At 62.0% G+C, this 23,180-nt stretch carries 21 protein-coding genes, 3 tRNA genes and 1 pseudogene; 9 read left to right on the forward strand and 16 right to left on the reverse strand.

Translation table 11 applies throughout. The features are described 5' to 3' along the window. Positions 1–143: 143 nt before the first annotated feature. The 4 genes and pseudogenes from SKZ59_RS21820 to SKZ59_RS21835 form a co-directional block, all read right to left on the reverse strand. The gene (locus tag SKZ59_RS21820; RefSeq protein ID WP_319992933.1) at positions 144–1,394 is read right to left on the reverse strand and encodes a hypothetical protein; all 1,251 of its coding nucleotides are present in this window, start codon (positions 1,392–1,394) and stop codon (positions 144–146) included. 745 nt (positions 1,395–2,139) lie between these two features. Continuing rightward, a tRNA-Asn gene (locus tag SKZ59_RS21825) sits at positions 2,140–2,215 on the reverse strand. Between the two features lie 73 nt (positions 2,216–2,288). Then, positions 2,289–2,474, reverse strand: a pseudogene (locus tag SKZ59_RS21830) (Dabb family protein); the annotation flags it as partial. A 12-nt stretch (positions 2,475–2,486) separates the two neighbouring features. Beyond that, positions 2,487–2,615: a hypothetical protein gene (locus tag SKZ59_RS21835; protein ID WP_319992934.1), complete on the reverse strand. Its 129-nt coding sequence runs from the start codon at positions 2,613–2,615 to the stop codon at positions 2,487–2,489. A 163-nt stretch (positions 2,616–2,778) separates the two neighbouring features. Here SKZ59_RS21835 and SKZ59_RS21840 point away from each other — a divergent pair, with 163 nt between their 5' ends. Continuing rightward, complete coding sequence (locus SKZ59_RS21840) at positions 2,779–3,732, forward strand: alpha/beta hydrolase (protein ID WP_319992935.1); 954 nt, start codon at positions 2,779–2,781, stop codon at positions 3,730–3,732. Between the two features lie 51 nt (positions 3,733–3,783). On the opposite strand, the gene SKZ59_RS21845 is transcribed toward SKZ59_RS21840, so the two are convergent. From SKZ59_RS21845 to SKZ59_RS21855, 3 genes are all read right to left on the reverse strand, one after another. Beyond that, a tRNA-Asn gene (locus tag SKZ59_RS21845) sits at positions 3,784–3,859 on the reverse strand. 135 nt (positions 3,860–3,994) lie between these two features. Beyond that, a tRNA-Asn gene (locus tag SKZ59_RS21850) sits at positions 3,995–4,070 on the reverse strand. A 131-nt stretch (positions 4,071–4,201) separates the two neighbouring features. After that, positions 4,202–5,416 carry an aromatic amino acid transaminase gene (locus SKZ59_RS21855; protein ID WP_175444492.1) on the reverse strand — a complete coding sequence of 405 codons (1,215 nt, stop codon included), beginning with the start codon at positions 5,414–5,416 and terminating at the stop codon, positions 4,202–4,204. A 112-nt stretch (positions 5,417–5,528) separates the two neighbouring features. Here SKZ59_RS21855 and uvrB point away from each other — a divergent pair, with 112 nt between their 5' ends. After that, positions 5,529–7,616 (forward strand): excinuclease ABC subunit UvrB, encoded by a 2,088-nt coding sequence (gene uvrB / locus SKZ59_RS21860; RefSeq protein WP_128142427.1) that lies wholly within the window; start codon positions 5,529–5,531, stop codon positions 7,614–7,616. Positions 7,617–7,789: 173 nt separating this feature from the next. Here uvrB and SKZ59_RS21865 read toward each other — a convergent pair whose 3' ends face one another. Further along, positions 7,790–8,284: a DUF3224 domain-containing protein gene (locus SKZ59_RS21865; protein ID WP_254671463.1), complete on the reverse strand. Its 495-nt coding sequence runs from the start codon at positions 8,282–8,284 to the stop codon at positions 7,790–7,792. Between the two features lie 56 nt (positions 8,285–8,340). On the opposite strand from SKZ59_RS21865, the gene SKZ59_RS21870 reads away from it, so the two are divergent. Further along, complete coding sequence (locus SKZ59_RS21870; protein WP_319992936.1) at positions 8,341–9,183, forward strand: helix-turn-helix domain-containing protein; 843 nt, start codon at positions 8,341–8,343, stop codon at positions 9,181–9,183. Here the strand turns inward: SKZ59_RS21870 and denD are convergent. From denD to SKZ59_RS21900, 6 genes are read right to left on the reverse strand one after another with little or no spacing between them, the layout of a single operon-like run. Continuing rightward, positions 9,180–10,157, reverse strand: a complete 978-nt coding sequence (denD, locus tag SKZ59_RS21875) for a D-erythronate dehydrogenase (protein WP_319992937.1) — start codon at positions 10,155–10,157, stop codon at positions 9,180–9,182. The genes SKZ59_RS21870 and denD overlap by 4 nt on opposite strands. Before the next feature lie 2 nt (positions 10,158–10,159). Then, positions 10,160–10,951, reverse strand: coding sequence for a 2-oxo-tetronate isomerase (otnI, locus tag SKZ59_RS21880; RefSeq protein ID WP_319992938.1), 792 nt, complete (start codon positions 10,949–10,951; stop codon positions 10,160–10,162). A gap of 20 nt (positions 10,952–10,971) precedes the next feature. Next, positions 10,972–11,616, reverse strand: coding sequence for a 3-oxo-tetronate 4-phosphate decarboxylase (gene otnC, locus SKZ59_RS21885; protein ID WP_319992939.1), 645 nt, complete (start codon positions 11,614–11,616; stop codon positions 10,972–10,974). Beyond that, positions 11,613–12,914 (reverse strand): 3-oxo-tetronate kinase, encoded by a 1,302-nt coding sequence (gene otnK, locus SKZ59_RS21890; protein WP_319992940.1) that lies wholly within the window; start codon positions 12,912–12,914, stop codon positions 11,613–11,615. The genes otnC and otnK overlap by 4 nt, the downstream gene beginning before the upstream one ends. After that, a complete protein-coding gene (ltnD, locus tag SKZ59_RS21895) occupies positions 12,911–13,834 on the reverse strand; it encodes an L-threonate dehydrogenase (protein WP_319992941.1) in 924 nt (307 codons plus the stop codon). The genes otnK and ltnD overlap by 4 nt, the downstream gene beginning before the upstream one ends. Before the next feature lie 14 nt (positions 13,835–13,848). Then, positions 13,849–15,177, reverse strand: a complete 1,329-nt coding sequence (locus SKZ59_RS21900; protein WP_319992942.1) for an MFS transporter — start codon at positions 15,175–15,177, stop codon at positions 13,849–13,851. Positions 15,178–15,365: 188 nt separating this feature from the next. Here SKZ59_RS21900 and SKZ59_RS21905 point away from each other — a divergent pair, with 188 nt between their 5' ends. Beyond that, the gene (locus tag SKZ59_RS21905; RefSeq protein WP_319992943.1) at positions 15,366–16,178 is read left to right on the forward strand and encodes a FadR/GntR family transcriptional regulator; all 813 of its coding nucleotides are present in this window, start codon (positions 15,366–15,368) and stop codon (positions 16,176–16,178) included. 6 nt (positions 16,179–16,184) lie between these two features. Here SKZ59_RS21905 and SKZ59_RS21910 read toward each other — a convergent pair whose 3' ends face one another. Beyond that, positions 16,185–17,099 carry a LysR family transcriptional regulator gene (locus SKZ59_RS21910; protein WP_070301510.1) on the reverse strand — a complete coding sequence of 305 codons (915 nt, stop codon included), beginning with the start codon at positions 17,097–17,099 and terminating at the stop codon, positions 16,185–16,187. Between the two features lie 113 nt (positions 17,100–17,212). On the opposite strand from SKZ59_RS21910, the gene SKZ59_RS21915 reads away from it, so the two are divergent. The 3 genes from SKZ59_RS21915 to SKZ59_RS21925 are packed head-to-tail and all read left to right on the forward strand — an operon-like array spanning position 17,213 to position 20,501. Further along, positions 17,213–18,304, forward strand: coding sequence for a porin (locus SKZ59_RS21915; RefSeq protein ID WP_319992944.1), 1,092 nt, complete (start codon positions 17,213–17,215; stop codon positions 18,302–18,304). A 17-nt stretch (positions 18,305–18,321) separates the two neighbouring features. Further along, positions 18,322–19,131 (forward strand): substrate-binding domain-containing protein, encoded by an 810-nt coding sequence (locus SKZ59_RS21920; protein WP_070301512.1) that lies wholly within the window; start codon positions 18,322–18,324, stop codon positions 19,129–19,131. A 35-nt stretch (positions 19,132–19,166) separates the two neighbouring features. Next, the gene (locus tag SKZ59_RS21925) at positions 19,167–20,501 is read left to right on the forward strand and encodes an MFS transporter (RefSeq protein ID WP_319992945.1); all 1,335 of its coding nucleotides are present in this window, start codon (positions 19,167–19,169) and stop codon (positions 20,499–20,501) included. Positions 20,502–20,503: 2 nt separating this feature from the next. Here the strand turns inward: SKZ59_RS21925 and SKZ59_RS21930 are convergent, their stop codons facing one another. Then, positions 20,504–21,130 (reverse strand): flavin reductase family protein, encoded by a 627-nt coding sequence (locus SKZ59_RS21930; protein ID WP_319992946.1) that lies wholly within the window; start codon positions 21,128–21,130, stop codon positions 20,504–20,506. 197 nt (positions 21,131–21,327) lie between these two features. Here SKZ59_RS21930 and SKZ59_RS21935 point away from each other — a divergent pair, with 197 nt between their 5' ends. Continuing rightward, positions 21,328–22,389: an AI-2E family transporter gene (locus SKZ59_RS21935; protein ID WP_139089956.1), complete on the forward strand. Its 1,062-nt coding sequence runs from the start codon at positions 21,328–21,330 to the stop codon at positions 22,387–22,389. A 275-nt stretch (positions 22,390–22,664) separates the two neighbouring features. Next, entirely contained in the window at positions 22,665–23,123 is a 459-nt protein-coding gene (locus SKZ59_RS21940) for a hypothetical protein (protein WP_319992947.1), read from the forward strand. Positions 23,124–23,180 lie beyond the last annotated feature (57 nt).

Genomic DNA, 23,180 nt, shown 5'->3' on the forward strand with positions numbered 1-23,180 from the left:
CCAAAACTTAGCCGTAGCCCCCCTGATTCTGTGCCACTTAAATTCCACCTTCTCACCTAGACTTGAACCAGGAACCAGCGAATTAAAAGTTCGGATACTTTCAGGATCTAGAAGCTCCCGGATCCACAAGCCATTTCCTCTGATTACTTTAGTGATGTGTTGGAAAATTGAGGAACGCGCCCAACATCATCCCGCACACGACTTACAATTGCAGCAACTAAAATATCTGACAGGTGAACAATTGTATGCAACGCGTCTTCATGGTAAATAGCATCGTCACCATGATCAAGAGTGAAGACATATCGAGCAGTCATACTGAAATCGTGATGAATTACATCAGAGAGAAAACTGTAGATGTCTCGTTGAAGCTCCTCACTCAACGGAAATATTCTAGCCTTGTCACCAACAATACTACCAAGACGAAAGCTTCGCATGTGAGCGTCCTTAATATTCTTTGCCTCAAGCGGTGATGCCCCCGCTGCAACATCTTCTTTGTACCAAGTAGAACAGCACTTATCCCACGCTTTTTCATTCATCACCGAGGCCATTTGTAGATAGCGATACGTCTGACCCGGAGCCAGCCAGTCAACATAAAATACAAGGGCCAACTCATGAAGAGAACGAAGCAACCCAACTGCAGTTAGTGGCTTCCCGGCCGAAACTAACAATCCCATCGATTCAACACAGTCTTCCGCTCGCAGAAGCACAGAATAGAGCGTATGGTGGTAATGTAACTTTGTAGAACCGGGCAAGTGAAAGTCGCGAACTAATTGTTTTGTATTGGAAAGAGCGGCAAGGAGTCGCGAAAAGCCCTCTGAAATATCTGGCTTCTTTGCGCCTAACACTGAAGGCACAAGCTCGGATATCACCGGCACCACTCCATCAAGGAGAACAACAGAGTCTTTTCGACCCCGCGCAAAGTTCCGCATTGAAAGACACGATTCCTCTAAGTCTTTCGGCTTAGCCATAAGTGCAACTGGAACTTTAACGATCCCCAACTGTTCATATGCGGCGTGAGGTACTGCATCATCAGTACAAATATAACTAAAATCGTCTTCAGGATTCGGAGTTTCGTATATGTATAGAACTGGTCGGGCACCTAGGCGAATGATCTCAATAGTGAACTCGAGGTCAGCGCGGTCAATTTCGTCACCATCAAGCTCCCAGCCCTGCGCTTCTTTTTTCCAGAAACCACGACGAATCTTGCTAAGCGTGAGTCGAGTTTCATGGACTGGAGTGCGCCCCTTTTGAAATGCCATATACTTCGCAAGGAAGATTTCATCCCTCGCCCTATCGTGCCTAACCTTGATCTGATCAATAGGGATTAGCTGAGTAGGGAGCGATCTAACAAGCTCGAGAGGATTAGCACTGAGCTTAACGGGAAATTTTTCCATGCAATGTGGCGGCAATCAATGTCTCAAGTTTTGGCATTTGAAAACACTAACATGGTGGTGGCACTTTCTCTACGCATTCTCGGTGAGATAGATCGCTCAACTTGCAGCATTGAAACAGCCGGACATCACGACTGACGAATGAGAAATCCCCACTCCAGCCCTACCACCACCAGAGTCTAGTGTCTGCTACCTCCCCGCACCTCTAGAGCCCAGCCCTAGAGGTAGGCCCATCCCTCCCGGCCATAACCTTACCATAGCCCACTATGCGCAAATAAATACGCTCCCGCCTTGACGCCTCATACATGCAACCGGCCAATCACTTCGGTCGCCCTGCCTCGCCTCCCAGCCAGCGTCAACGCTGCTGCAGACTGCCTCGCTGTGCCACGCGAGCCCAGCCGTAGTCCTACCCCATACCACTCACGCGACGGCCCCGCTGAGGCCCACTATGTGCAAATAAACAGGCCTCTGGAAGGCAAAAAGCCCAATCTGATAGACGCACTCCCCGCCTTGACGCCTCGCCCACTCCAGCCTGTTCCGTAGCGCTGCCCTGCGTCCCGGCCACCATCAAGAGCCCCCCCCCCACCCCGCAGGCTGCCTCTCTGTGCCAACGGAACCCAGCCCTAGGGGTAGGCGATCCCAGCAACCCAACGGCCCAACCTTGGACCACTATGCGCAAGTAAACGGGCCTCTGGAATGCAAAAAGCCCAACCGGGTAAGGGCTGGGCTCTAGGTCTTACAAAAATTCTGGCTCCCCGACCTGGACTCGAACCAGGGACCTGCGGATTAACAGTCCGTCGCTCTACCAACTGAGCTATCAGGGAAAAGAGGCCGCATTCTATAGGGCAAATTTTCAGTTGTCCAGATTTACGCTGAAAAATTTACGCGCGGCGACACTCAGCCCGGATTTTCCCGGGGCTGATAGTCAAACACCAGCACCCGCCCCAGCCATGGCTTGAGCAGATCGACAAAGGCCAAGTGGGCAGGATGGGCCAGGTACACGTCGCGCGCGCTGGCGCCATCGAAGGTCAAGGTAAAGCAATCGGTAAAACCGTCATCGAGGCCTTCCGGGCTGACGTTCGGTCCCCATTCGAATTACAGCACGCCGGGAATGCGGTGTTTAAGCTGGGAAAATTCATAGACCAGCTCGGCATGCTTGGCCGGTGTGATGTCCTCGAGAAAGTCACACAGGACGATATGGCGCAACGGAATTGAACAGATCATGGTGGCAGCTCTCCTATGGGGTTGCATTTAGGATAGCGCAAAACGAAAAAGCACACAGGCAGCGGCCCGCCACGCCACACATATTCTCTATATGCAACATGTTATTCGGATAATATCCCCCATGGACACCCCCCTACCCGCAGGCCACCATCGATATCCGCCCATGACTAAGCTACTGGCAGTGCTATTCATCACCCTGATGCCATTTTCCGCAAGCAAAGCGCAAGCGCTCGCCATCGATGCGCTGCTGACACCGGACATCGGCGGGATCAAGCAGTTTGTGGAAATCAAGACAGATAACTCAAAAAAACCTGTTCTGCTCTTTTTATCGGGCGGACCGGGAAGTTCAATGCTGAAGAATGCGGATGCCTTCACCGCCATCCTGAAAAACAGATTTACGCTGGTGCAGTGGGATCAGCGCGATGCGGGAAAAACCCTGAAACTCAATCCGTCGCCTAGCCAGCCTTCCGTCGCGCAGATGAAGCAGGACACGTATCAGGTCATCACGTTTCTTCAAAAAGAGCTCAGGCAGGAAAAAATATACTTGCTGGGCAGCTCCTGGGGCAATGTGCTCGGTTTTCATATCGTCGAACAGCATCCGGAACTGCTGCATGCGTATTTCGCCGTCAATCCCGTCATCAGTCAGCTGGCCAGCGAAAAGGAATTGCTGGCCAATTTGAAGGCGCATTTCCGGGACGATGCCACCGCCAGCAAGGAACTGGCGCAGGTGCATATTCCCTTTCAACAGGATGAAGACCTGTTCTATTTGCGCAAATGGCTTTTCCATCAGGAGGGAAAAACATTCGCGACCAGCGATGGCTTCAAAACCGGCTTTCTGCAATGGTCCAAAGCCTGGTCGCCCGTATGGAACGAGGTGATGCATATCGATTTGCCGAAAACCTTGAAGAAAGTCGACTGCCCGGTCTATTTCTTCGTTGGCAAGAACGACATCCAGACCTCCACCCGCATCACGCAAGACTATTTTGAGCAGCTGCAGGCGCCGAGGAAGGGGCTGTTTGTATTCGAACAGTCGGGCCATCAGATACACCAGGATGAACCGGAGAAATTCCAGCGATCGATCATCGAGACCCTGCCCGCACCCATCGCGGCGCTCTGAAATGCAAAAAGCCCAACCGGTGAAGGCTGGGCTTTCTGCTGCTACGTGTTCTGGCTCCCCGACCTGGACTCGAACCAGGGACCTGCGGATTAACAGTCCGTCGCTCTACCAACTGAGCTATCAGGGAAAAGAGGCCGTATTATATAGGCCAAACTTGGCGCTGTCCAGATTTCCATAGGGAAAATCTTATCGTGGCCCAAGCTATACGCGGGCGCCGCAAAAACAAAAAAGGCCACGTTTTTCAACGTGGCCTTTCGAATTCTGGCTCCCCGACCTGGACTCGAACCAGGGACCTGCGGATTAACAGTCCGTCGCTCTACCAACTGAGCTATCAGGGAAAAGAGGCAATATTATATGTCGCTTGTTCCATATTTGCAAGACCGACACTGCATCATCACAAACACGGCCATCGCCGACTTTCTACCGCCATCAGCGCCGCACTTGCATGCAGCGCCGAAGAAGCAAGATATTAAAGTACTTTGGCGATCGCGTCAATGACGATGTCGATATTGCGCGAATTCAATGCTGCCACGCAGATACGGCCCGTGTCGACGGCGTAGATCGATTGTTCGCGCAAAGACGCCACCTGCTCCTTGGTGAGACCCGAGTACGAAAACATGCCGATTTGCTGGCGCACGAATTCGAAGTCGTGGCCTGGCGCCTTGGCTTTCAGTTTTTCCACGAAGGCATTGCGCATTTCGCGGATGCGCACGCGCATGCCGGCCAGCTCCTCTTCCCACAGTTGGCGCAGTTCCGGCGTGGCCAGGACGGTGGCAACCACCTTGCCGCCGTGTACTGGCGGGTTCGAGTAGTTGGTGCGCACGACGCGCTTCAGCTGCGACAGCAGGCGTGCCGCTTCGTCGGCACTCGAGGCGACGACGCTCAGGGCGCCCACGCGCTCGCCGTACAGCGAGAACGATTTCGAGAACGAGTTCGACACCAGCAGCGGGCCGCCCGCGTCGGCGAAGCGGCGCACCACGGCGCCGTCTTCGGCGATGCCGTTGGCGAAGCCTTGATACGCCATGTCCAGGAACGGCACCAGGCCGCGCGAGGTCACCACGCTGATGATCTGATCCCACTGGGCCACGCTCAGGTCGGCGCCGGTCGGGTTGTGGCAGCAGGCATGCAGCACGACGATGGAGCCGGCTGGCATGGCGTTCAGGCTGGCCAGCATGCCGTCGAAGTTCACGCCATGGGTGGCGGCATCGTAGTAAGTGTAGTTATTGACGACGAAACCGGCGTTTTCGAACAGCGCACGGTGGTTTTCCCAGCTCGGGTCGCTGATGTAGACTTGGGCGCCCGGCGCGAAGCGCTGCAGGAAGTCGGCACCGATCTTCAGTGCGCCCGTGCCGCCGATGGCTTGCACGGTAACGGCGCGGCGCTCTTGAATTACGGCGCTGTCGGCGCCAAATACGAGTTCTTGCACAGCCTTGTCGTAGGCGGCAAGGCCTTCGATCGGCAGATAGGTGCGTGGCGCCGCCTGTTCGATCAGGATGGCTTCCGCCTTGCGTACGCAAGCTAACAGAGGCACTTTGCCGTTGTCGTCATAATAGACGCCAACGCCCAGATTGATTTTGGCGGGATTCTGGTCCGCGTTAAATGCTTCGGTGATGCCCAGGATCGGGTCGCGTGGGGCCATCTCGATGGCGCTAAACAGACTGGCAGAAACAGTTGGGTTCGTCATGATAAGATTGGATTCGATTGGAAGCAGGTTCACAGCGGAGTTGTAGACAGCGCCCCAAAATACAACGCCAGGGCCGCCAGCAGAGCACTATTCTAACAAAGGTCTGATTCACATGCCCGAATTATCTACCGCCAGCGAGGCGGAAAGCGCAATTATCTCTTTCCCGGACTCCCCGTTCAAGCTGCACCAGCCCTTCCCTCCGGCCGGTGACCAGCCCACGGCAATCGACCAGTTATCAGAGGGGATTGCCGACGGACTGGCCTTCCAGACCCTGCTGGGCGTGACCGGTTCGGGCAAGACCTACACCATGGCCAACGTCATCGCGCGCATGGGCCGGCCCGCCATCGTCTTCGCCCCGAACAAGACCCTGGCCGCGCAGCTGTACAGCGAGTTTCGCGACTTTTTCCCGCAAAACGCGGTTGAATACTTCGTCAGCTACTACGATTACTACCAGCCCGAAGCCTACGTGCCGCAGCGCGACCTGTTCATCGAAAAGGACTCGTCGATCAACGAACATATCGAACAGATGCGCCTGTCGTGCACCAAGTCGCTGATGGAACGGCGCGACGTCATCATCGTCGCCACCGTCTCGGCCATCTACGGTATCGGTAACCCGAACGAATATCACCAGATGATCCTGACGTTGCGCGTCAAAGACAAGGTCGCCCAGCGCGACGTCATCGCGCGCCTGATCCAGATGCAGTACACGCGCAACGAAGTCGATTTCGGCCGCGGCACCTTCCGCGTACGCGGCGATACCATCGACATCTTCCCCGCCGAGCATGCGGAGCTGGCCGTGCGCCTGGAAATGTTCGACGACGAGATCGAATCGATCCAGCTGTTCGACCCGCTGACGGGCAGAGTACGGCAAAAGATCCCCCGCTTCACCGTGTATCCGGGCTCGCACTATGTGACGCCCCGCTCCACCGTGCTGCGCGCCGTGGAGACCATCAAGGACGAGCTGCGCGAGCGCCTCGAGTTCTTCCGCAAGGAAAATAAACTGATCGAGGAGCAGCGGCTCGAACAGCGCACGCGCTTCGACCTGGAAATGATGGCGGAAATCGGCTTCACCAAGGGCATCGAGAACTACTCGCGCCACCTGTCCGGCGCGCTGCCGGGCGAACCGCCGCCGACCCTGGTCGATTACCTGCCGCCCGACGCACTGATGTTCCTCGACGAGTCGCACGTGCTGACGGGCCAGCTGAGCGCCATGTACAACGGCGACCGCTCGCGCAAGACGAATCTCGTCGACTACGGCTTCCGCCTGCCGTCGGCGCTCGACAACCGGCCCTTGAAATTCGAGGAATTCGAGCAGAAGATGCGCCAGACCGTGTTCGTCTCGGCCACGCCGGCCGAATACGAAAAGAACCATTCCGACCAGGTGGTCGAACAGGTCGTGCGCCCCACGGGCCTGGTCGACCCGCAAATCATCGTGCGTCCCGCGAGCAGCCAGGTGGACGACCTGATGTCGGAAATCGTCGAGCGCATCAAGAAGGACGAGCGCGTGCTGGTGACGACCCTGACCAAGCGCATGTCCGAGCAATTGACGGAATACCTGGGCGACCATGGCATCAAGGTGCGCTACCTGCACAGCGATATCGAGACGGTGGAGCGCGTGGAAATCCTGCGCGACCTGCGTCTGGGCACCTTCGACGTGCTGGTGGGGATCAATCTGCTGCGCGAGGGCCTGGACTTGCCGGAAGTCTCCTTGGTCGCCATCCTTGACGCGGACAAGGAAGGCTTCTTGCGCTCCGAGCGCAGCCTGATCCAGACCATCGGCCGCGCCGCGCGTAACCTGAACGGCACGGCGATTTTGTACGGCGACCGCATCACGGACTCCATGCGCCGCGCCATCGACGAGACGGAGCGCCGCCGCGCCAAGCAGATCGCTTTCAATACGGCCAACAACATCATCCCGATCGGCGTGAAGAAATCGATCCGCGAAATGATCGATGGCGTCTACAGCCCGCAGGAAGCGCGCGAAACCCTGCAAGTGGCGCAGGAAGCGGCCAAGTTCGAATCGATGAGCGAGAAGCAGGTCAGCAAGGAAATCAAGCGCCTGGAAAAACTGATGGTCGACCACGCCAAGAACCTCGAGTTCGAAAAGGCAGCGCAAGTGCGCGACCAGCTGCATATCCTCAAGCAGCAGCTGTTTGGCGCACCGGGTACCGACAATGTGGCGTCGATACTGGGCAAATAAACCTCGCGTAGGTCGGATTAGCTGGCCGCCAGGCCGGCGTAATCCGACAACATTGTTGGCGCTGGCGCTGGCGGTGTCGGATTACGCGGCCTTGCCGCTAATCCGACCTACCTGAGCCGCTCGCTACCTTGACCGCACCAGCACCTGCAGGACCGCTGCCCATGGGCTTTGCCCTACTCCGGCAGCGAATAGTCGATGTCGTAGAAATGCTGGCCGTTTTCAATGCGGATGGCCAGCGTCCCGCTGATACCCGTCAGCTGCCCCGTGCCGGAATGCGGCACGATGACGATGGACAGCTGCTGCTTGCCATCGGCCATGGTGCCCGCATGCTGCGCCACGAAGCTGCCTTCCCTGCCCTGCAGCACTCCCGTGATGGCTTCCATGGCGACATAGCCGGCCGCGCCCTTGGTGTCGGTGACGGCGCTGAGCATCTCCCCCTTGGCCGTGGCGACCAGGTCGCCGGCATAGACTTTGTCGAGCAATACCTTGCCCAAGGTCGTGCGCCCCGCACGCTGCGGCGCCGCGGATGGCGTCATGGTAATGCTGAAACTTCCCGTGGCGTGCACTGGCATGCGATGATCTCCCTCTGCAGACGAGGCGGCGCCGGCCGACGCCACCGATAGACAACATGCGGCCAGCATCAGGCCGGACAAGCTGTGTGATTTCATGATTCCCTTTCAATCGATGCGAGAGAACCAGCTTAAGGCAGCGCAGGAGACAAATATTGGATAAAACCGACAACACGCGCAATGTGCTCGCCGCGCGCGGCCAGGCACCGAAAGGCATCGTCGACCCGCAGGCGGCGGCGCGGCGCATACGGCTGGCGACCTATCCGCCGGAGACCGCGCTGGCGCCGTTCGTCGAGTACTTCTGGGTGGTCGAATGGGACAGGCGGGGCTGCGCGCCGGAGACGCAGCGCGTGCTGCCCTACCCGAACGCCCACCTGGTGTTCGACCTTGGGCGCACGGCCATCCATGGCGTGGTGCGCGGCGCCTTTGACAGGCCGTTGACCGGTGCGGGCAAGGTGTTGGGCCTGCGTTTCGCGCCGGGCGGCCTGCGCCCGTTCATCACCCAGCCCCTGTCATCGTTCACCGATACGACCATCGCAGCCGATGCCCTGCTGGACATGCCGGCAGGGCAAGCCGAGGCGCTGGTGCTGGGGCAAGCCGGCGATGCGGCCATGGTGGCGCAGGCACAGGCGCTGCTGCTGACCAGGCTGCCGCAGGTCGATGACGCGGCCCTGCTGGCCGCCAGGCTGACGGCCGCAGCGGCGGCCCACAACGGCCCGGCGAGCGTGGCGCAGCTGTGCGAAAAAATGGCCATCGGCGAACGCCGGCTGCAGCGCCTGTTCTCCAATTACGTGGGCGTGCCGCCGAAGTGGGTGATCCAGCGCTACCGTCTGCAGGAAGCGATCTGGCGCCTGGCGCAGCCCGATGTCCCCGACCTGGCCAGCCTGGCGCATGCACTGGGCTTTTTTGACCAGGCCCATTTCAGCCGCAGCTTTGCCGAACTGGTGGGCAGCACGCCGCTCGACTATCGCCGCTCGCAACTGCCGACAAACGCCTAGCCGGCCGCTTTCACGTCGTCGATATACGCGCGGATGATGGCGGCGAAATCCGCATCAGCCGTCAAGCCTAGCGCTTCGGCACGTTGGGTATCCCAGGCGCCGGGCCAGCTCTTGACGATGCGTTCCACGGCCGGATCGGGCGCATAGCTGATGCGCTTTGTTACTTCGCTGCCGGCCACTTCTTCGAGTGCGGCGATCATCTCGCCCACGCTCACGCTCAAACCCGGCAAGTTCACCGTGCGGCTGGCGCCGAACGCCTCGCCCGCCAGTTCATGGCCGGCGATCAGCGAGGCGATGGCGCCGCGCGGCGACAGCAGCCATAGACGCAAATCGGTAGACACGGGGCACACGGCCGCCTCGCCATTCAACGGTTCGCGGATGATGCCGCTGGCGAACGAGGACGCGGCCTTGTTCGGTTTGCCGGGACGCACGCTGATGGTGGGCAGGCGCAGCACGCGGCCATCGACGAAGCCGCGGCGGCTGTAATCGTTGAGCAGCAATTCGCCGATGGCTTTTTGCGCACCGTACGACGATTGCGGGTTCAGGGCGCTGGTGTCCTGCACCACGTCCGGCAGCTTGCCGCCGTACACGGCCACGGAACTGGTAAACACGACCTTCGGCTTGTGTCCCAGTTCGCGGCAGATATCGAGCAGCACGCGCGAGGCGTCGAGGTTGATGCGCATGCCCAGCTCGAAATCGGCTTCCGCCTGGCCGCTGACGATGGCGGCCAGGTGGAAGATCGAGCTGGTCTGCGCATCGACGGTGGCGCGCATCAGCGTGCCGTCGGCGATGTCGCCCGTGACGACTGTCACGCGCGCATCGTTGAAGTCATGCGCGGCCACCACGTCGACCAGTACCAGCTCGCTGATCGTTTGCAACTGGCCGTGGCTGTCCGTCAGCTGGCCTTGCGCCAGCAACTGGCGCGCCAGGCGCTGTCCCAGGAAACCGGCACCGCCGGTAATCAGTACTTTCATGTTCATGCTCCTTGTTTGTTGTTGTAAGCGGCCAGCCAGCCCAGGCCATCCTGAGTACGCCCGCGCGGACGGTATTCGCAGCCGATCCAGCCTTCGTAACCCAGGTCATCGAGCAGCGTGAACAGATACGGATAATTGACTTCGCCATCGTCCGGTTCATTGCGGGCCGGGACGCTGGCGATCTGCACGTGGCCGATGCCGTCGAAGTTGTTCTTGAACGTCATGGCGATATCGCCCTCGACGATCTGCGTGTGGTAAAAATCCATCTGCACCTTGACGTTGGCCGCGCCCGACTCCAGGCGCAGCGCATGGCCCTGAGCCTGCGTGACGAGGAAGTAGCCGGGCATGTCGCGCCCGTTGATCGGTTCGATCAACAGCTCGATGCCATGCTCGCCCACGGCTTGGGCCGCGTACCGCAGGTTGGCCAGGTAGGTGGCGCGGTGCAGCTTGACGTCGGCGCCCACGGGCAGCAGGCCCGCCATCATGTGCACGCGCGGCGTGCCCAGCGCCAGCGCATACTCGATGGCGCGCGCCACGCCGGCGCGGAATTCTTCTTCGCGGCCCGGCAGCGAAGCGATGCCCCGCTCACCGGCCGCCCAGTCGCCCGGCGGCAGGTTGAACAGCACATTCTGCAAGCCGTGCTCGCGCAGCCAGCCCGCCACTTCCTGCGGCGCGTGGTCATACGGGAACAGGAATTCGACGCCTTTAAAACCCGCTTGCGCGGCGGCGGCAAAGCGCTGCGGGAAAGGGACTTCGTTGAACATCATGGTCAAATTGGCGGCAAAGCGGGGCATGCGGTATCTCCTTGGGAATCTTATATGTCGAGTTTGAACGTGTGCTTCAGGTCCGCGATCTGCGCTGCGTCGAGCGGGCGCGTGGGTACGTCGCGCAGCAGCAGGAACAGCTTGGCCGTCTCTTCCAGTTCCTCGGCCGCATACACGGCCGATTCCAGGCTCGTGCCCGAGACGACGGGACCGTGGTTAGCCAGCAGCACGGCCGAGTGCTTGCGCGCCATGGCGCCAATCGCGCCCGCCAGCGCCGGGTCACCAGGCCGGTGATACGGCACCAGCGGCAAGCGCCCCACCTTCATCACAAAATAGGGCGTGAGCGGTGGAATGCAGTCGTCATGGTTCAAGCCGCACATGCACGACACGGCCGCCGAATGGGTCGAGTGCAAGTGCACGATGGCGCCGGCGCTGCCCCGCTGTTCGTACATGGCGCGGTGCAGGAACGCCTCTTTTGACGGCGGCGCGCCGCTGATCAGATTGCCGTCCCAATCAAGCTTGGACAGCTGCGCCGGATCGAGCCGTCCCAGGCTGGCGTTCGTGGGCGTGAGCAGCCAGCCGTCATCCAGACGCACGCTCAGGTTGCCGCTGCTGCCGGCCGTCAAGCCCCGCTCGAACAGCGACTTGCCGAAGTCGACGATCAGCTCGCGCTGGCGCGATTCGGTGGCGCTCATGCCAGCACCTGCCAAGCCTTGCTGAAGAAATCGACCGTGCCGAAATTGCCGGACTTGAGCGCCAGCGCCAAGGGCGCCATGCCATCGTCGCCCGGCGCGGGCAAGGCTTGCGTCCACGGCACGCCAGGGTCGATTTCGGGACCGATGCGCAAGCCCGCCACGCCCAGCGCTTTCACCACGGCGCCCGAGGTTTCGCCGCCGGCGACGATCAGCTGGCCCACGCCGAGGCGCACGAGGCCTTGCGCGATGGAGGCCAAGGTTTCCTCGACGAGGGCGCCGGCACGCTCCACGCCCAGCTGCGCCTGCACGGCACGCACGGCGTCCGGCGTGGCCGTGGCATAGATCAGCACCGGACCTTGCGCCAGGTGCTCATCCGCCCATGCCAGCGCCTGCGCGACAACCGCATCGACCACCTCGCCGCCTGCGGCCAGCTGCAGCGGATCGACGTGGAACGCTGGCGCCAGTTCACGCAGGTGCGCCACCTGCTGCTGCGTGGCCACCGAGCAGCTGCCCGAGATCACGGCGCGCAAACCGGCCGGTGGCGGCAAGCGTCCCGCCTGACCCGCGGGCGATGGCGCCAGCTGGCCCCGCTGACGGAAATTCTGCGGCAGTCCCAAGGCGATGCCGGAGCCGCCCGTGATCAGTTTCAAATCCGCGCAGGCGGCGCCGATGGCTTCCAGGTCGCGGTTCGACACGGCATCGACGACGGCGAAATGGCAGCCCTGGCCGCGCAAGTCCGTGAAGCGTTGGGCGATGGCTGCCGCGCCCTTTTCCACCACGGAGAAATCGGCCAGGCCTACCTTGGCTTGCACCTGCTGCTGCAGCACGCGCACCAGGTTCGAATCCGTCATCGGCGTCAGGGGATGCTCGCGCATGCCCGATTCGGCCAGCGGCACGTCGCCGACGAACAGGTTGCCCTTGTAGATGGTGCGGCCGTTGGCGGGGAATGCGGGACAGGCGATGGTGAAATCCGTATCGAGCGCCTGCATCAGCGCTTCGGCCACGGGGCCGATATTGCCGCGCGGCGTGGAGTCGAACGTGGAACAGTACTTGAAGTAGAACTGCTTGCATCCGGCTTGCTGCAGCCAGGCCAGCGCGGCCAGCGATTCGGCCACGGCCTCTTCCGGCGCATTCGTGCGCGACTTGAGGGCGATGACGACGGCGTCGACATCGGCTGGCGGCGGGCCTTGCGGCACGCCGATCAGCTGCACCGTGCGCATGCCGGCCTTGACCAGCATGCCGGCCAGGTCGGTGCCACCCGTGAAGTCATCGGCGATACATCCCAGTAGTACGGTCATGATGGTTCCTCTTGATTCAGTAACGCTTGCACCGGCAAAGTAATTCCCGGGAAAGTCTTGATGACGGCCGAGTCGTCCTCGCCGCCAAAACCTGCCGCCGACGCCTGCATGAACATCTGGTGCGCCGTGGCGGACAGGGGCAACGGGAACACGCTTTTCTTCGCGTAATCGAGCACGATGCCCAAATCCTTGACGAAGATATTCACGGCCGACAGCGGCGTGTAATCGCCCTTCAAAATGTGCGGCACGCGGTTCTGGAACATCCAGGAACTGCCGGCGCTGTTTGAAATGACTTCGTACAGAGCGTCCGGGTCGCAACCGGCGCGCAAGCCCAGCGCCATCGCTTCGGCGGCGGCGGCGATGTGCACGCCGGCCAGCAACTGGTTGATCATCTTGACTTTCGAGCCCTGCCCCGGCTGTTCGCCCAGGCGGTACAGCTTGGCGCAGATGGCGTCGAAAATGCCGGCGCAGGCGTCGAACGCATCGGGCGCGCCGGCCGCCATCACCGACATCTCGCCGGCAGCCGCCTTGGCCGCGCCGCCGGAAATGGGCGCATCGATGAAGCGCAGGCCCATGGCCGCCAGGCGCGCACCGAGGGCCTCGGCAAACTCGGGCGCCACGGTGGCGCAGGCGATCACTACGCTGCCCGGCGCCAGGCTGGCAGCCGCACCGTGTTCGCCAAACAGCACGGCTTCCGTCTGTTGCGCATTGACGACGACGATCAGCATCGCTTGCACCTGCGCCGCCAGCGCGGCCGGAGACTGCGCCGCATGGGCGCCCTGGCCGGCCAGCGCTTGCACGGTTTCGGCGCGCACGTCGCAGGCATGTACTTCAAAGCCGGCGCGCAGCAACGATTGCGCGATGCCCATGCCCATGGCCCCCAGGCCGATCACGCCCACTTTTTTCATTTCTACGTTCATCTGCTACTCCAGTTTTATTTGTTCACCAGCTTGGCCGGCACGCGCATGATGATGATGGCGCCGATCACCAGGATGCCGGCCAGCAGGTAGATGGCGATGTCGGTCGACTGCGTCAGGTCCTTGATCGAGCCGATCATGTACGGCGCCGCGAAGCCGGCCAGGTTGCCCACCGAGTTGATGGCGGCGATGCCGGCGGCGGCCGAGACGCCGCCGAGGAAAGCCGTCGGCAGGCTCCAGAACATTGGCGAGGCGGCCAGGATGCCGCCGGCGGCGATCGTCAGGAAGAAGATGGCCCAGCCCGTGTTATGGGCGCCGGCCAGCGCGCTGCAGACGATGGCGGCGGCGCCGACGACCAGCGGGATGGCCATGTGCCAGCGGCGTTCGCGGTACTTGTCCGAGCTGCGGCCCAGCAAAATCATCGACGCCACGGCCACCGAGTACGGGATCGCCGTGAACAGGCCGATATTGAGCACGCCCGTCACGCCGGCCGCCTTGATCAGGCTGGGCAACCAGAAGGTCAGCGAATACTGGCCCATCACGCAGCAGAAATAAATCAGGGCCATGACCCAGATGCGCGGGTCGGCGAACATGGCGCGGATCGACGGATGCGACACCTTGCCCTGGGCTTCCGTGGCGATGCGCTGTTCGAGGATGACTTTTTCCTCTTCCGTCAGCCACTTCGCGGCGCGGATGCTGTTATCGAGGTAGCACAGCACTGCCACGCCCATCAGCGCGGCGGGAATCGCTTCGAGCACGAACATCCACTGCCAGCCCGCATAGCCGTGCCAGCCGGCGAAGGTTTCCATGATCCAGCCCGACAGGGGGCCGCCGATCAGGCCCGCCACGGGAATGGCGGCCATGAAGGTGCACACCATGCGCGCGCGGCGCTCGGACGGATACCAGTAGGTCAAATAAAGAATGATGCCGGGGAAGAAACCCGCTTCGGCGATGCCGAGCAGGAAGCGCATGACGTAGAACTGGGTCGGCGTCGTGACGAACATGAAGGCGCCCGAGATGACGGCCCACGTGATCATGATGCGGGCGATCCACACGCGCGCGCCGATCTTGTGCAGCATCACGTTGCTGGGCACTTCGAACAGGAAGTAGCCGAGGAAGAACACGCCCGCGCCCAAGCCGTACACGGTTTCGGAAAACTGCAGGTCGGCCAGCATTTGCAGCTTGGCGAAGCCCACGTTGACACGGTCGAGGTAAGCGACGATGTAGCACAGCATGAGGAAGGGAATGATGCGCCAGGTCACCTTGCGGTAGACGGCGTCGTCGATGGTTTTCTGGCTCGCGGCGGCGCCGGCCGGCTGCCCGGGCAATGCTTGTGATACGTCCATGCTTGTCTCCTGATCGCTGGGGGATCGACCGTGCCGGGTTTTTATGGTCCACCGGAGGTGGATGGCAACTTGTCTAAAATTTGTATGGATGTATATTATGTGTGTGTTTTGTGTGTGTCAAGCTGTATATTCCATATAATGGCAAGCAGGCAAGCCCCATGAGAACCGCTAGCACAAGGATGCACCCGATGGACCGCACGTTCCGCTTTACCCTTCCCCCGCCGGAGCCCGCCGCGGGCAGTTTCACCACCGGCACCCTGGGTGCGCGGGTGGCGGCACGGCTGCGCCAGCAAATCCACAACGATGGCCTGGCCGGCGGCACGCGTTTGCCGTCGGAGCAGGCGATGGCCAGCCACTTCGGCGTGAGCCGCACGGTGCTGCGCGAAGCCATCGCCCTGCTGCAGGCGGACGGCATCGTCGCCACGCGCAAGGGCAGCGGCACCTTCGTGTGCGCGCAGGATGGCGCGAAGACGGGCGAACGGGGCGACGCGCTGACGGAACAGTCGGTGCAATCGCTGCTGAACCTCATCGAGGTGCGACAAGGGCTGGAGGCGGAAATCGCCGCGCTGGCGGCCGTGCGGCGCACGCCGGGCCAGCTGGCCGACATCGAGCATGCGTTGCACCGGATCGAGGAAGCCGTGGCGGCCGGCGTCGACGGCGTGGAAGAAGACGTGCGCCTGCACCTGTCGATCGCTGAAGCGACGGGCAACCCCTATTGGCCGAAATTCGTTGCCATGTTTGCCGACCCGATCCGCTCGGCCGTGAAGGTGACGCGCGCGAATGAAGCGCGGCGCACGGACTTTTCCATCGAAGTGCGGCACGAACATGAAAAGATCGTCCAGGCGATCGCCGACGGCGACCCACAACGGGCGCGCCAGGCGGCCATGGAACACATGCAGCATGCGGCCGAGCGCGTGCGCCTGGCCGACCGCGAATTCTGGCGCGGCGACGGCGGCGCGCTGGCGCGTACACTGGGGCGCGATCCCATCATGCAAAAATAAGACCGCTCACGCCCGCCGCCCCTGCTTGCCTATGCTCGCGCTCATCATGTCGAACAGGGTGCGCGACGCGGGCGGCATCGCGTGCTGATGCCGGCTGATCAGGCCCAATGTCCGTTTCACGGCGGGATTGACGAGCGGCACGCCGACCACCGTGCCCTGCCGCTCCGGTAAAATCGACAGCCCTGGCACCGCCGCCACGCCCAAACCCGACTCCACCAGCGCCAAGATGCCTGACACGTGGTTGATCTCGCACGAGATCCACGGATGCTTTTCCACGCCGGCCAGCGCCGCATCGAGCACGCTGCGGTTGCCGCTCGACTTGGCCACCGAGATATAGCGTTCGTCGACGGTATCCTTCCAGCTCAGCTTCTTGCGCCTGGCCAGCCGGTGGTCGTGCCGCATCGCCAGCACGTAGGTCTCGACATAGATGGGCTGGAAAAGAATCTCCGGATTTTCCGCGCCTGTAAAACTGATGCCGAAATCCGCCTCGCCCGTCAGCACGAGGTTGAGCACATCCTGCGCGCTTTCATCATGCACGCGCACGCGGATTTTCGGAAACTGCGCGCTGAAGCGCTTGAGCACGTCCGGCAGGAAGTGCCACACGGCCGATGGCACGCAGGCGAACGTCACCGTCCCGGTGCGGTGCGCGGCCAGGTCGGCGACACCGAGCACGGCATCCTCGAGGCCATTGAGCGCATCGCGCACGTTCACCAGAAACACCTGCCCCACATTCGTCAGCTGCACGCGCCGGGTGGTGCGTTCGAACAGCTTGACGCCCAGCGCATCCTCGAGTTTTTCAATGCGGCGGCTCAGTGCCGGCTGCGACAGGAACAGGTCGGCCGCGGCCTGGCGAAAGCTGTTGCGCTCCGCCACGGCCACGAAGGCCTGCAAATCATGAAGTTCGTAATTGATGCGCTGCATGCATGAATCCCCGGAAAAATTGCAATTATCAAATTATGCCATTTCAACGATGATGAGGCCTTAATGCTGAGCCTCGCCAAGAAGGCATCACCCCAAAAAAAGATGGAGACACCATGCGACATTGTTCCACTTTCGCGCTGTTGTTCGCGGCCAGCGGCACCTGCCTGGCCCAGAGCGGCGCGGTTTTGTATGGCATCGCGGATGCCGGCATCCGCTATGGTAAAGGCTTGAACGCCGCCAATGCACCCACGCCCGGCGGCACCACGCCCTCCGTCAGCAGCGGCATCAACAACACGAGCCGCTGGGGCCTGCGCGGCCAGGAAGACCTCGGCGGCGGCTGGCAGGCGCTGTACCGCCTCGAGGGCGGCCTGAATCTGGACACGGGCAGCGCGGCCAAATCCGACAAGCTGTTCGACCGGCAAGCGTGGGTGGGCCTGAAGTCGCCGCTGGGCTCCGTGACCCTGGGGCGCCAGGCGACCTTGCTGGCCGACGCCATCGCACCGGTGGACCCGCTGGGCATCCGCTACGCCTCGTTCAATCCGAACGTGAACATCACGGGCTTGAGCAATACGGCTTTTGGCCGCCACTCGTTCGGCCAGCAATACGGCAGCAGCGGCTATGCCGACAACTTCTACCGGCTCGACAACATGGTGAAAACCAGCGCCAACCTCGGGCCGGTGGTGGCGCGCGCCGCCTATTCCTTTGGCGAGGTGGCGGGCGCCACGTCGCCATTGTCGACCTGGGGCGGCGCCCTGACGTACCAGCAGGCGGGGCTGGCCGTGTCCGGGGCGGTGATGCGCTTTCGCAATCGCGACAACCGCAGCCTCGACGCCGCCACCGTGGGCGCCGCCTACAAGATGGACGCCTGGCAGTTCAAGGCCAACCTGGGCTTGAACCGCGCCGACGTGGGCGCCGGCAAGTCGGTCCGGCAGAGCGTGATATCGGCCGGCGTAAGCCGGCAAATGGCGCCGGACGTGCTGCTCACGACCGCCTACTACAAGGTACGGCGCAGCGCCACGGGCCACGTCGACGACGGCTTCCAGCGTGCTTTCGCCTACCTCGAAAAAACGCTCTCGCCGCGCTCGACCCTGTATCTCGAATCGGACTACACCACGTGGCAAGGCGATGCGGCCGGCGTCACGGGAACGCGGGCCAACGACCGCAAAGGCATGGGCTTGACGCTCGGCCTCATGCACAAATTTTAACGACAGGAGAAACAACCATGCTTCAACATATCCTCGTGCGGCGCTCCGCCCCCCTACTGGCCGGCTTCATGCTGCTGGCCGCCGGCGCGGCCCATGCCGCCGATATCCGCGTGGTCAGCTCGGGCGGTTTCGCCCAGGCCTACAAAAATCTGGCACCTGCCTACGAGCGCGCCAGCGGCGACCACCTAGTTTCCGAATGGGGACCGTCGATGGGGACGACCAAGAATGCGATCCCGGCGCGCCTGGCGCGCGGCGAGCCGATCGACGTCGTCATCATGGTGGGTGACGCGCTCGACAAACTGATGCAGGAAGGCCGCCTGGTCCCCGGCAGCAAGGTGGTGCTGGCCAATTCACCGATTGCCTGCGCCGTGCGGCGCGGTGCGGCCAAGCCCGACATCAGCACCACCGAGGGCTTGCGCAGCGCTTTCCTGAAGGCGGACAAGGTCGCCTATTCGGACAGCGCCAGCGGCGTCTACATCGAGACGCAGCTGATGAACAAGTTGCAGATTTCGGAGCAGATGCAAGGCAAGGCCGCAAAAATTCCCGCCACCCCCGTCGGCGAAATCATCGCGCATGGCCAGGCCGATTTCGGCTGCCAGCAGCGCAGCGAGCTGCTGCCGGTCGATGGCATCGACATCGTCGGCCTGCTGCCGCCGGAAGTACAGAAGATGACGCAGTTTTCGGCGGCGCTGGTCCCGGGCGGCAAGGAACCGGAAGCCGGCCGCGCCTTGCTGCGCTTCCTCGCCGCCCCTGCCAACGCGGGCGCGATCGAAGCGACCGGACTGGAACCGGCGGCGGCGCCGGCGCCAACGCCAGCAATGCACTAGGCGTGCGTCACTCATCTTTCATCAATAGGTAAATCATGGACATTCCCTCCACCGCCGCACCCATCGCCAAGGCCGCAACGCCGCGCGCGCAAGTGCGTCCGCCCTCGCGCATCGCCACCGTCATCCGGGTGACGAGCGGAAACTTCATCGAAATGTACGATTTTTTCCTGTTCGGCTTTTACGCCACGTACATTGCCAAGGCCTTCTTCCCCGCCACCAGCGAATACGCTGCCCTGATGATGACGTTCGCCACCTTCGGCGCGGGGTTTTTCATGCGGCCGCTGGGCGCCATCATCCTCGGCAGCTATATCGACCGCATCGGCCGCCGCAAGGGCCTGGTGCTGACCCTGGCCATCATGGCTTCCGGCACGGCGCTGATCGCCTTCGTGCCCGGCTATGCCACCATCGGATTGCTGGCGCCGTTCCTCGTGCTGATCGGGCGTTTGCTGCAAGGCTTTTCCGCCGGCGTGGAACTGGGCGGCGTGTCCGTCTACCTGTCCGAGATGGCGACACCCGGCAACAAGGGATACTACGTCAGCTGGCAATCGGCCAGCCAGCAGGTGGCCATCATCTTTTCCGCCGCGCTCGGCTACTATCTCAACGAGACCTTGAGCAAGAAATTCATCGCGGACTGGGGCTGGCGCATCCCGTTCTTCATCGGCTGCTCCATCATCCCCGTGGTGTTCTACATCCGCCGTTCGCTGCAGGAGACCGAGGCCTACCTGACGCGCAAATCGCATCCGACGTTCCGGCAGATGCTCAAGACGATCGCGCTCAACTGGCCGCTGGTGGTCACCGGAACGATGCTGATCGTGCTGACGACGGTCGCGTTCTACCTGATCACCGTCTACACGCCGACCTTCGGCAAGAACGTGCTCAAGCTGAGTACCGAGGAAAGCCTGCTCGTCACTTTGTGCATCGGCCTGTCGAACTTCATCTGGCTGCCCGTCATGGGGGCGCTGTCCGACCGCATCGGCCGCTGGCCCATCATGGCCGTGTGCTCGGCGCTGACGGTGCTGACCGCGTATCCGGCCCTGTCGTGGCTGGTCGCCCATCCCAGTTTCGACCACATGCTGATGGTGGAGCTGTGGCTGTCCTTCCTCTACGGCAGCTACAACGGGGCCACCATCGTCGCGCTGACGGAAATCATCCCGGCCAGCGTCAGGACCACGGGCTTTTCGCTGGCCTACAGCCTGGCCACCGCGCTGTTCGGCGGCATGACACCGCTGGTATCGACCCTGCTGATCGAGAGCACCGGCGACAAGGCGGCGCCAGGCTACTGGATGGCCGGCGCCGGCGCCATCAGCCTTGTGGCGACGTGGCTGATCTATCGCGGCATCGTCAGGGAGCGCCATCCGCTCCCTGCATGATGTTACGGCCAGGCGGGCCGGCGCATGTGGAACAGGCTGTCCGGCCCGATCTCGAAATAATCGGCCGGACCGCCGCCGCGCAAGATCGGCGCGGCGGCCGCCGTGTCGTACACGCCATCGTTGAGCAGGTGGCGCGCGATGTGCACGCCCACCACTTCCCCCAGCACCAGCCAGCTGCCGACACCGTCGCCATTGACGCCTTGCAGCTCGATGATCTGCGTGCGCCGGCATTCGAAGGAGACGGGACTTTCCGCCACGCGCGGCACATTGACGATGCGCGAGGCGGCCGGCGTCAGGCCGGCCAGCGCGAATTCATCGACTTCGGGCGGCGCCGGTGCGCAGCTGGTATTCATCGCGTCGGCCAGTGGGCGGGTGGCCAGGTTCCACACGAATTCACCCGTCTGTTCGATATTGCGCAGGGTATCCTTGCGGCCGATACTGGAAAAACCGATCAGCGGCGGATGGTAATTGAAGGCGTTGAAAAAGCTGTACGGCGCCAGATTGAACACGCCCTCGCTGCTGCGCGAGGCGATCCAGCCGATGGGCCGCGGCCCCACGATGGCATTGAACGGGTCATGCGGCAAGCCATGGCCCTGCGCAGGTTCATAAAAGTGAATATTGTCGGCCACGCGCGTTCCTGAAGTCAAAGTCAACAGCGCCCGGGATGGAACGCCTGGAACGACAGCTTACTGGAATTGCCGCCACCGCGCTGCCAGCCCGCCGGCGCCAGGTGCGCTCGCGCACGCATCGAGACAATTGTATGGCGCGCCGCACCATGCCTCGCTTATGATGGGACAACTCAACCCTTATCATTCCGCTACCGCCCATGCATACCCTCACGCTGCACCAGAAAGTGTTCCTGCTCCTCTTGAGCATCGTCACCATCGGCTTCGGCTGGATACTGGCGCCGTATGCGGGCGCCATCTTCTGGGGCGTCATCCTGGCGATCCTGTTCGCGCCCGTGTACCGCTGGCTGCTTCTGAAAACCAAGGGACGCGCCGGCCTGGCGTCGCTGCTGACCTTGCTGCTGATCATCGTCATCGTCATCCTGCCGCTGTCGCTCATTTCCGTATCGCTCGTGAACCAGGCAGCCAGCGTCGTGGAAATGGTACGCTCTGGCGAATTCACGGTCGCCATGTTCTTCAATAAAATCATGGCCGTGCTGCCGCAATGGCTGATCAATTTGCTCGACCGTTTCAACCTGACCAGCCTGGCCAGCATGCAGGACAAGCTGGCCGAGGGCGCCACGCAGGTGAGCCAGGTGGTGGCGGTGAAAGCCATCAATGTGGGCCTGTACACCTTCGAATTTCTCACCAGCCTGTGCATCATGCTGTACCTGCTGTTTTTCCTCATGCGCGATGGCTCGACCCTGTCGGCCCGCATCAAGGGCGCCGTGCCGCTGAGCCGCAAGTACAAGCAGCGCCTGTTCACCAATTTCACCACGGTGATCCGCGCCACCGTGAAAGGCAACATCCTCGTGGCGATCGCCCAAGGCGCCCTCGGCGGGCTGGCGTTCTGGTTCCTCGACGTGCCGGCACCCCTGCTGTGGGCCGTGCTGATGGCCTTCCTGTCGCTGCTGCCGGCCGTCGGCGCCGCCCTCGTCTGGGCGCCCGTGGCCGTCTACTTCCTGGCCACGGGCGCCATCTGGCAAGGCGCGGGCCTGGCCGCCTTCGGCGTCTTCGTCATCGGCCTGGTCGACAACGTGCTGCGCCCTATCCTGGTGGGCAAGGACACCAAGATGCCCGACTACGTGGTGCTGCTGTCGACCGTGGGCGGCATGGCCCTGTTTGGCCTGAACGGCTTTGTCATCGGCCCCGTGGTCGCGGCCCTGTTCATCGCCTCGTGGGACCTGTTCGTCTCGGCCAGCGAATTCCAGGCCGAGGATTGAGGCGCCGTCCCAGCCTGCAAAAATAAACCATCGAGAACCCGGCCTGCGGGCGGCGCCACTTGCGCTTCCCGAAACGGGCCGGAACCGCCTGGCGGCAGAGTGTCCGCCAGCGCCGGCCAGCCTCGGCAACTATCCACATGAGACCACATTTCATAGCAACTATCATGTTGCAATAGTATGCATTTAGCAACAAATGCAAAAATATAGTTTTTGACGCAGCAGGAGCCGCGGCGTAGTGTCGGTCGTCCCGACAACCACGTAATGAGGAGCCTTCCATGGCAAATCCACTGTGCTTAATGATGCCGGTACTACCCGGCACCAATCCGATCTCCATCGCCGCAGCATTGCAGGAATACCAGACGAAGATCAATACCGCCCTCACCAACATCGGTACCGTGCACTTTGCCCGCTTCGTCCTGTTTGACCGCTCGCAGGCCAATCTCTTGCCCAACATTGGCAAGACGGGCACTTCCGATACCCTGATCATCGGCGTGATCACCGAGTATGACGGCAGCTTCAATGGCTACATCGAGGATTTCGTGGCCCAGCTGGGCGAAGTATTCGACGCGCTGCTGCAGTTTGTCGTGGGCGGCAAGGCGCTGATGCCCGTTGCCAACCATGTGGCCGCATTCGAAGCCTTCATCACCGCCAACGACGCCTCGCAGCACGTGCCCAACACGGGCCTGTATAACGCCTATCCGCAGACCGTCCAGCAAATCCTCGCTTCCGTCTAAAGAAAACGCCACGCCGGGGCTGCGCAAGCGGCCCCACCACCCCAGCCCCCGGAGAGA

Source organism: Janthinobacterium sp. GMG2 (assembly GCF_033949445.1).
In the GTDB taxonomy this organism is placed as follows: Bacteria; Pseudomonadota; Gammaproteobacteria; order Burkholderiales; family Burkholderiaceae_D; genus Janthinobacterium; species Janthinobacterium aestuarii.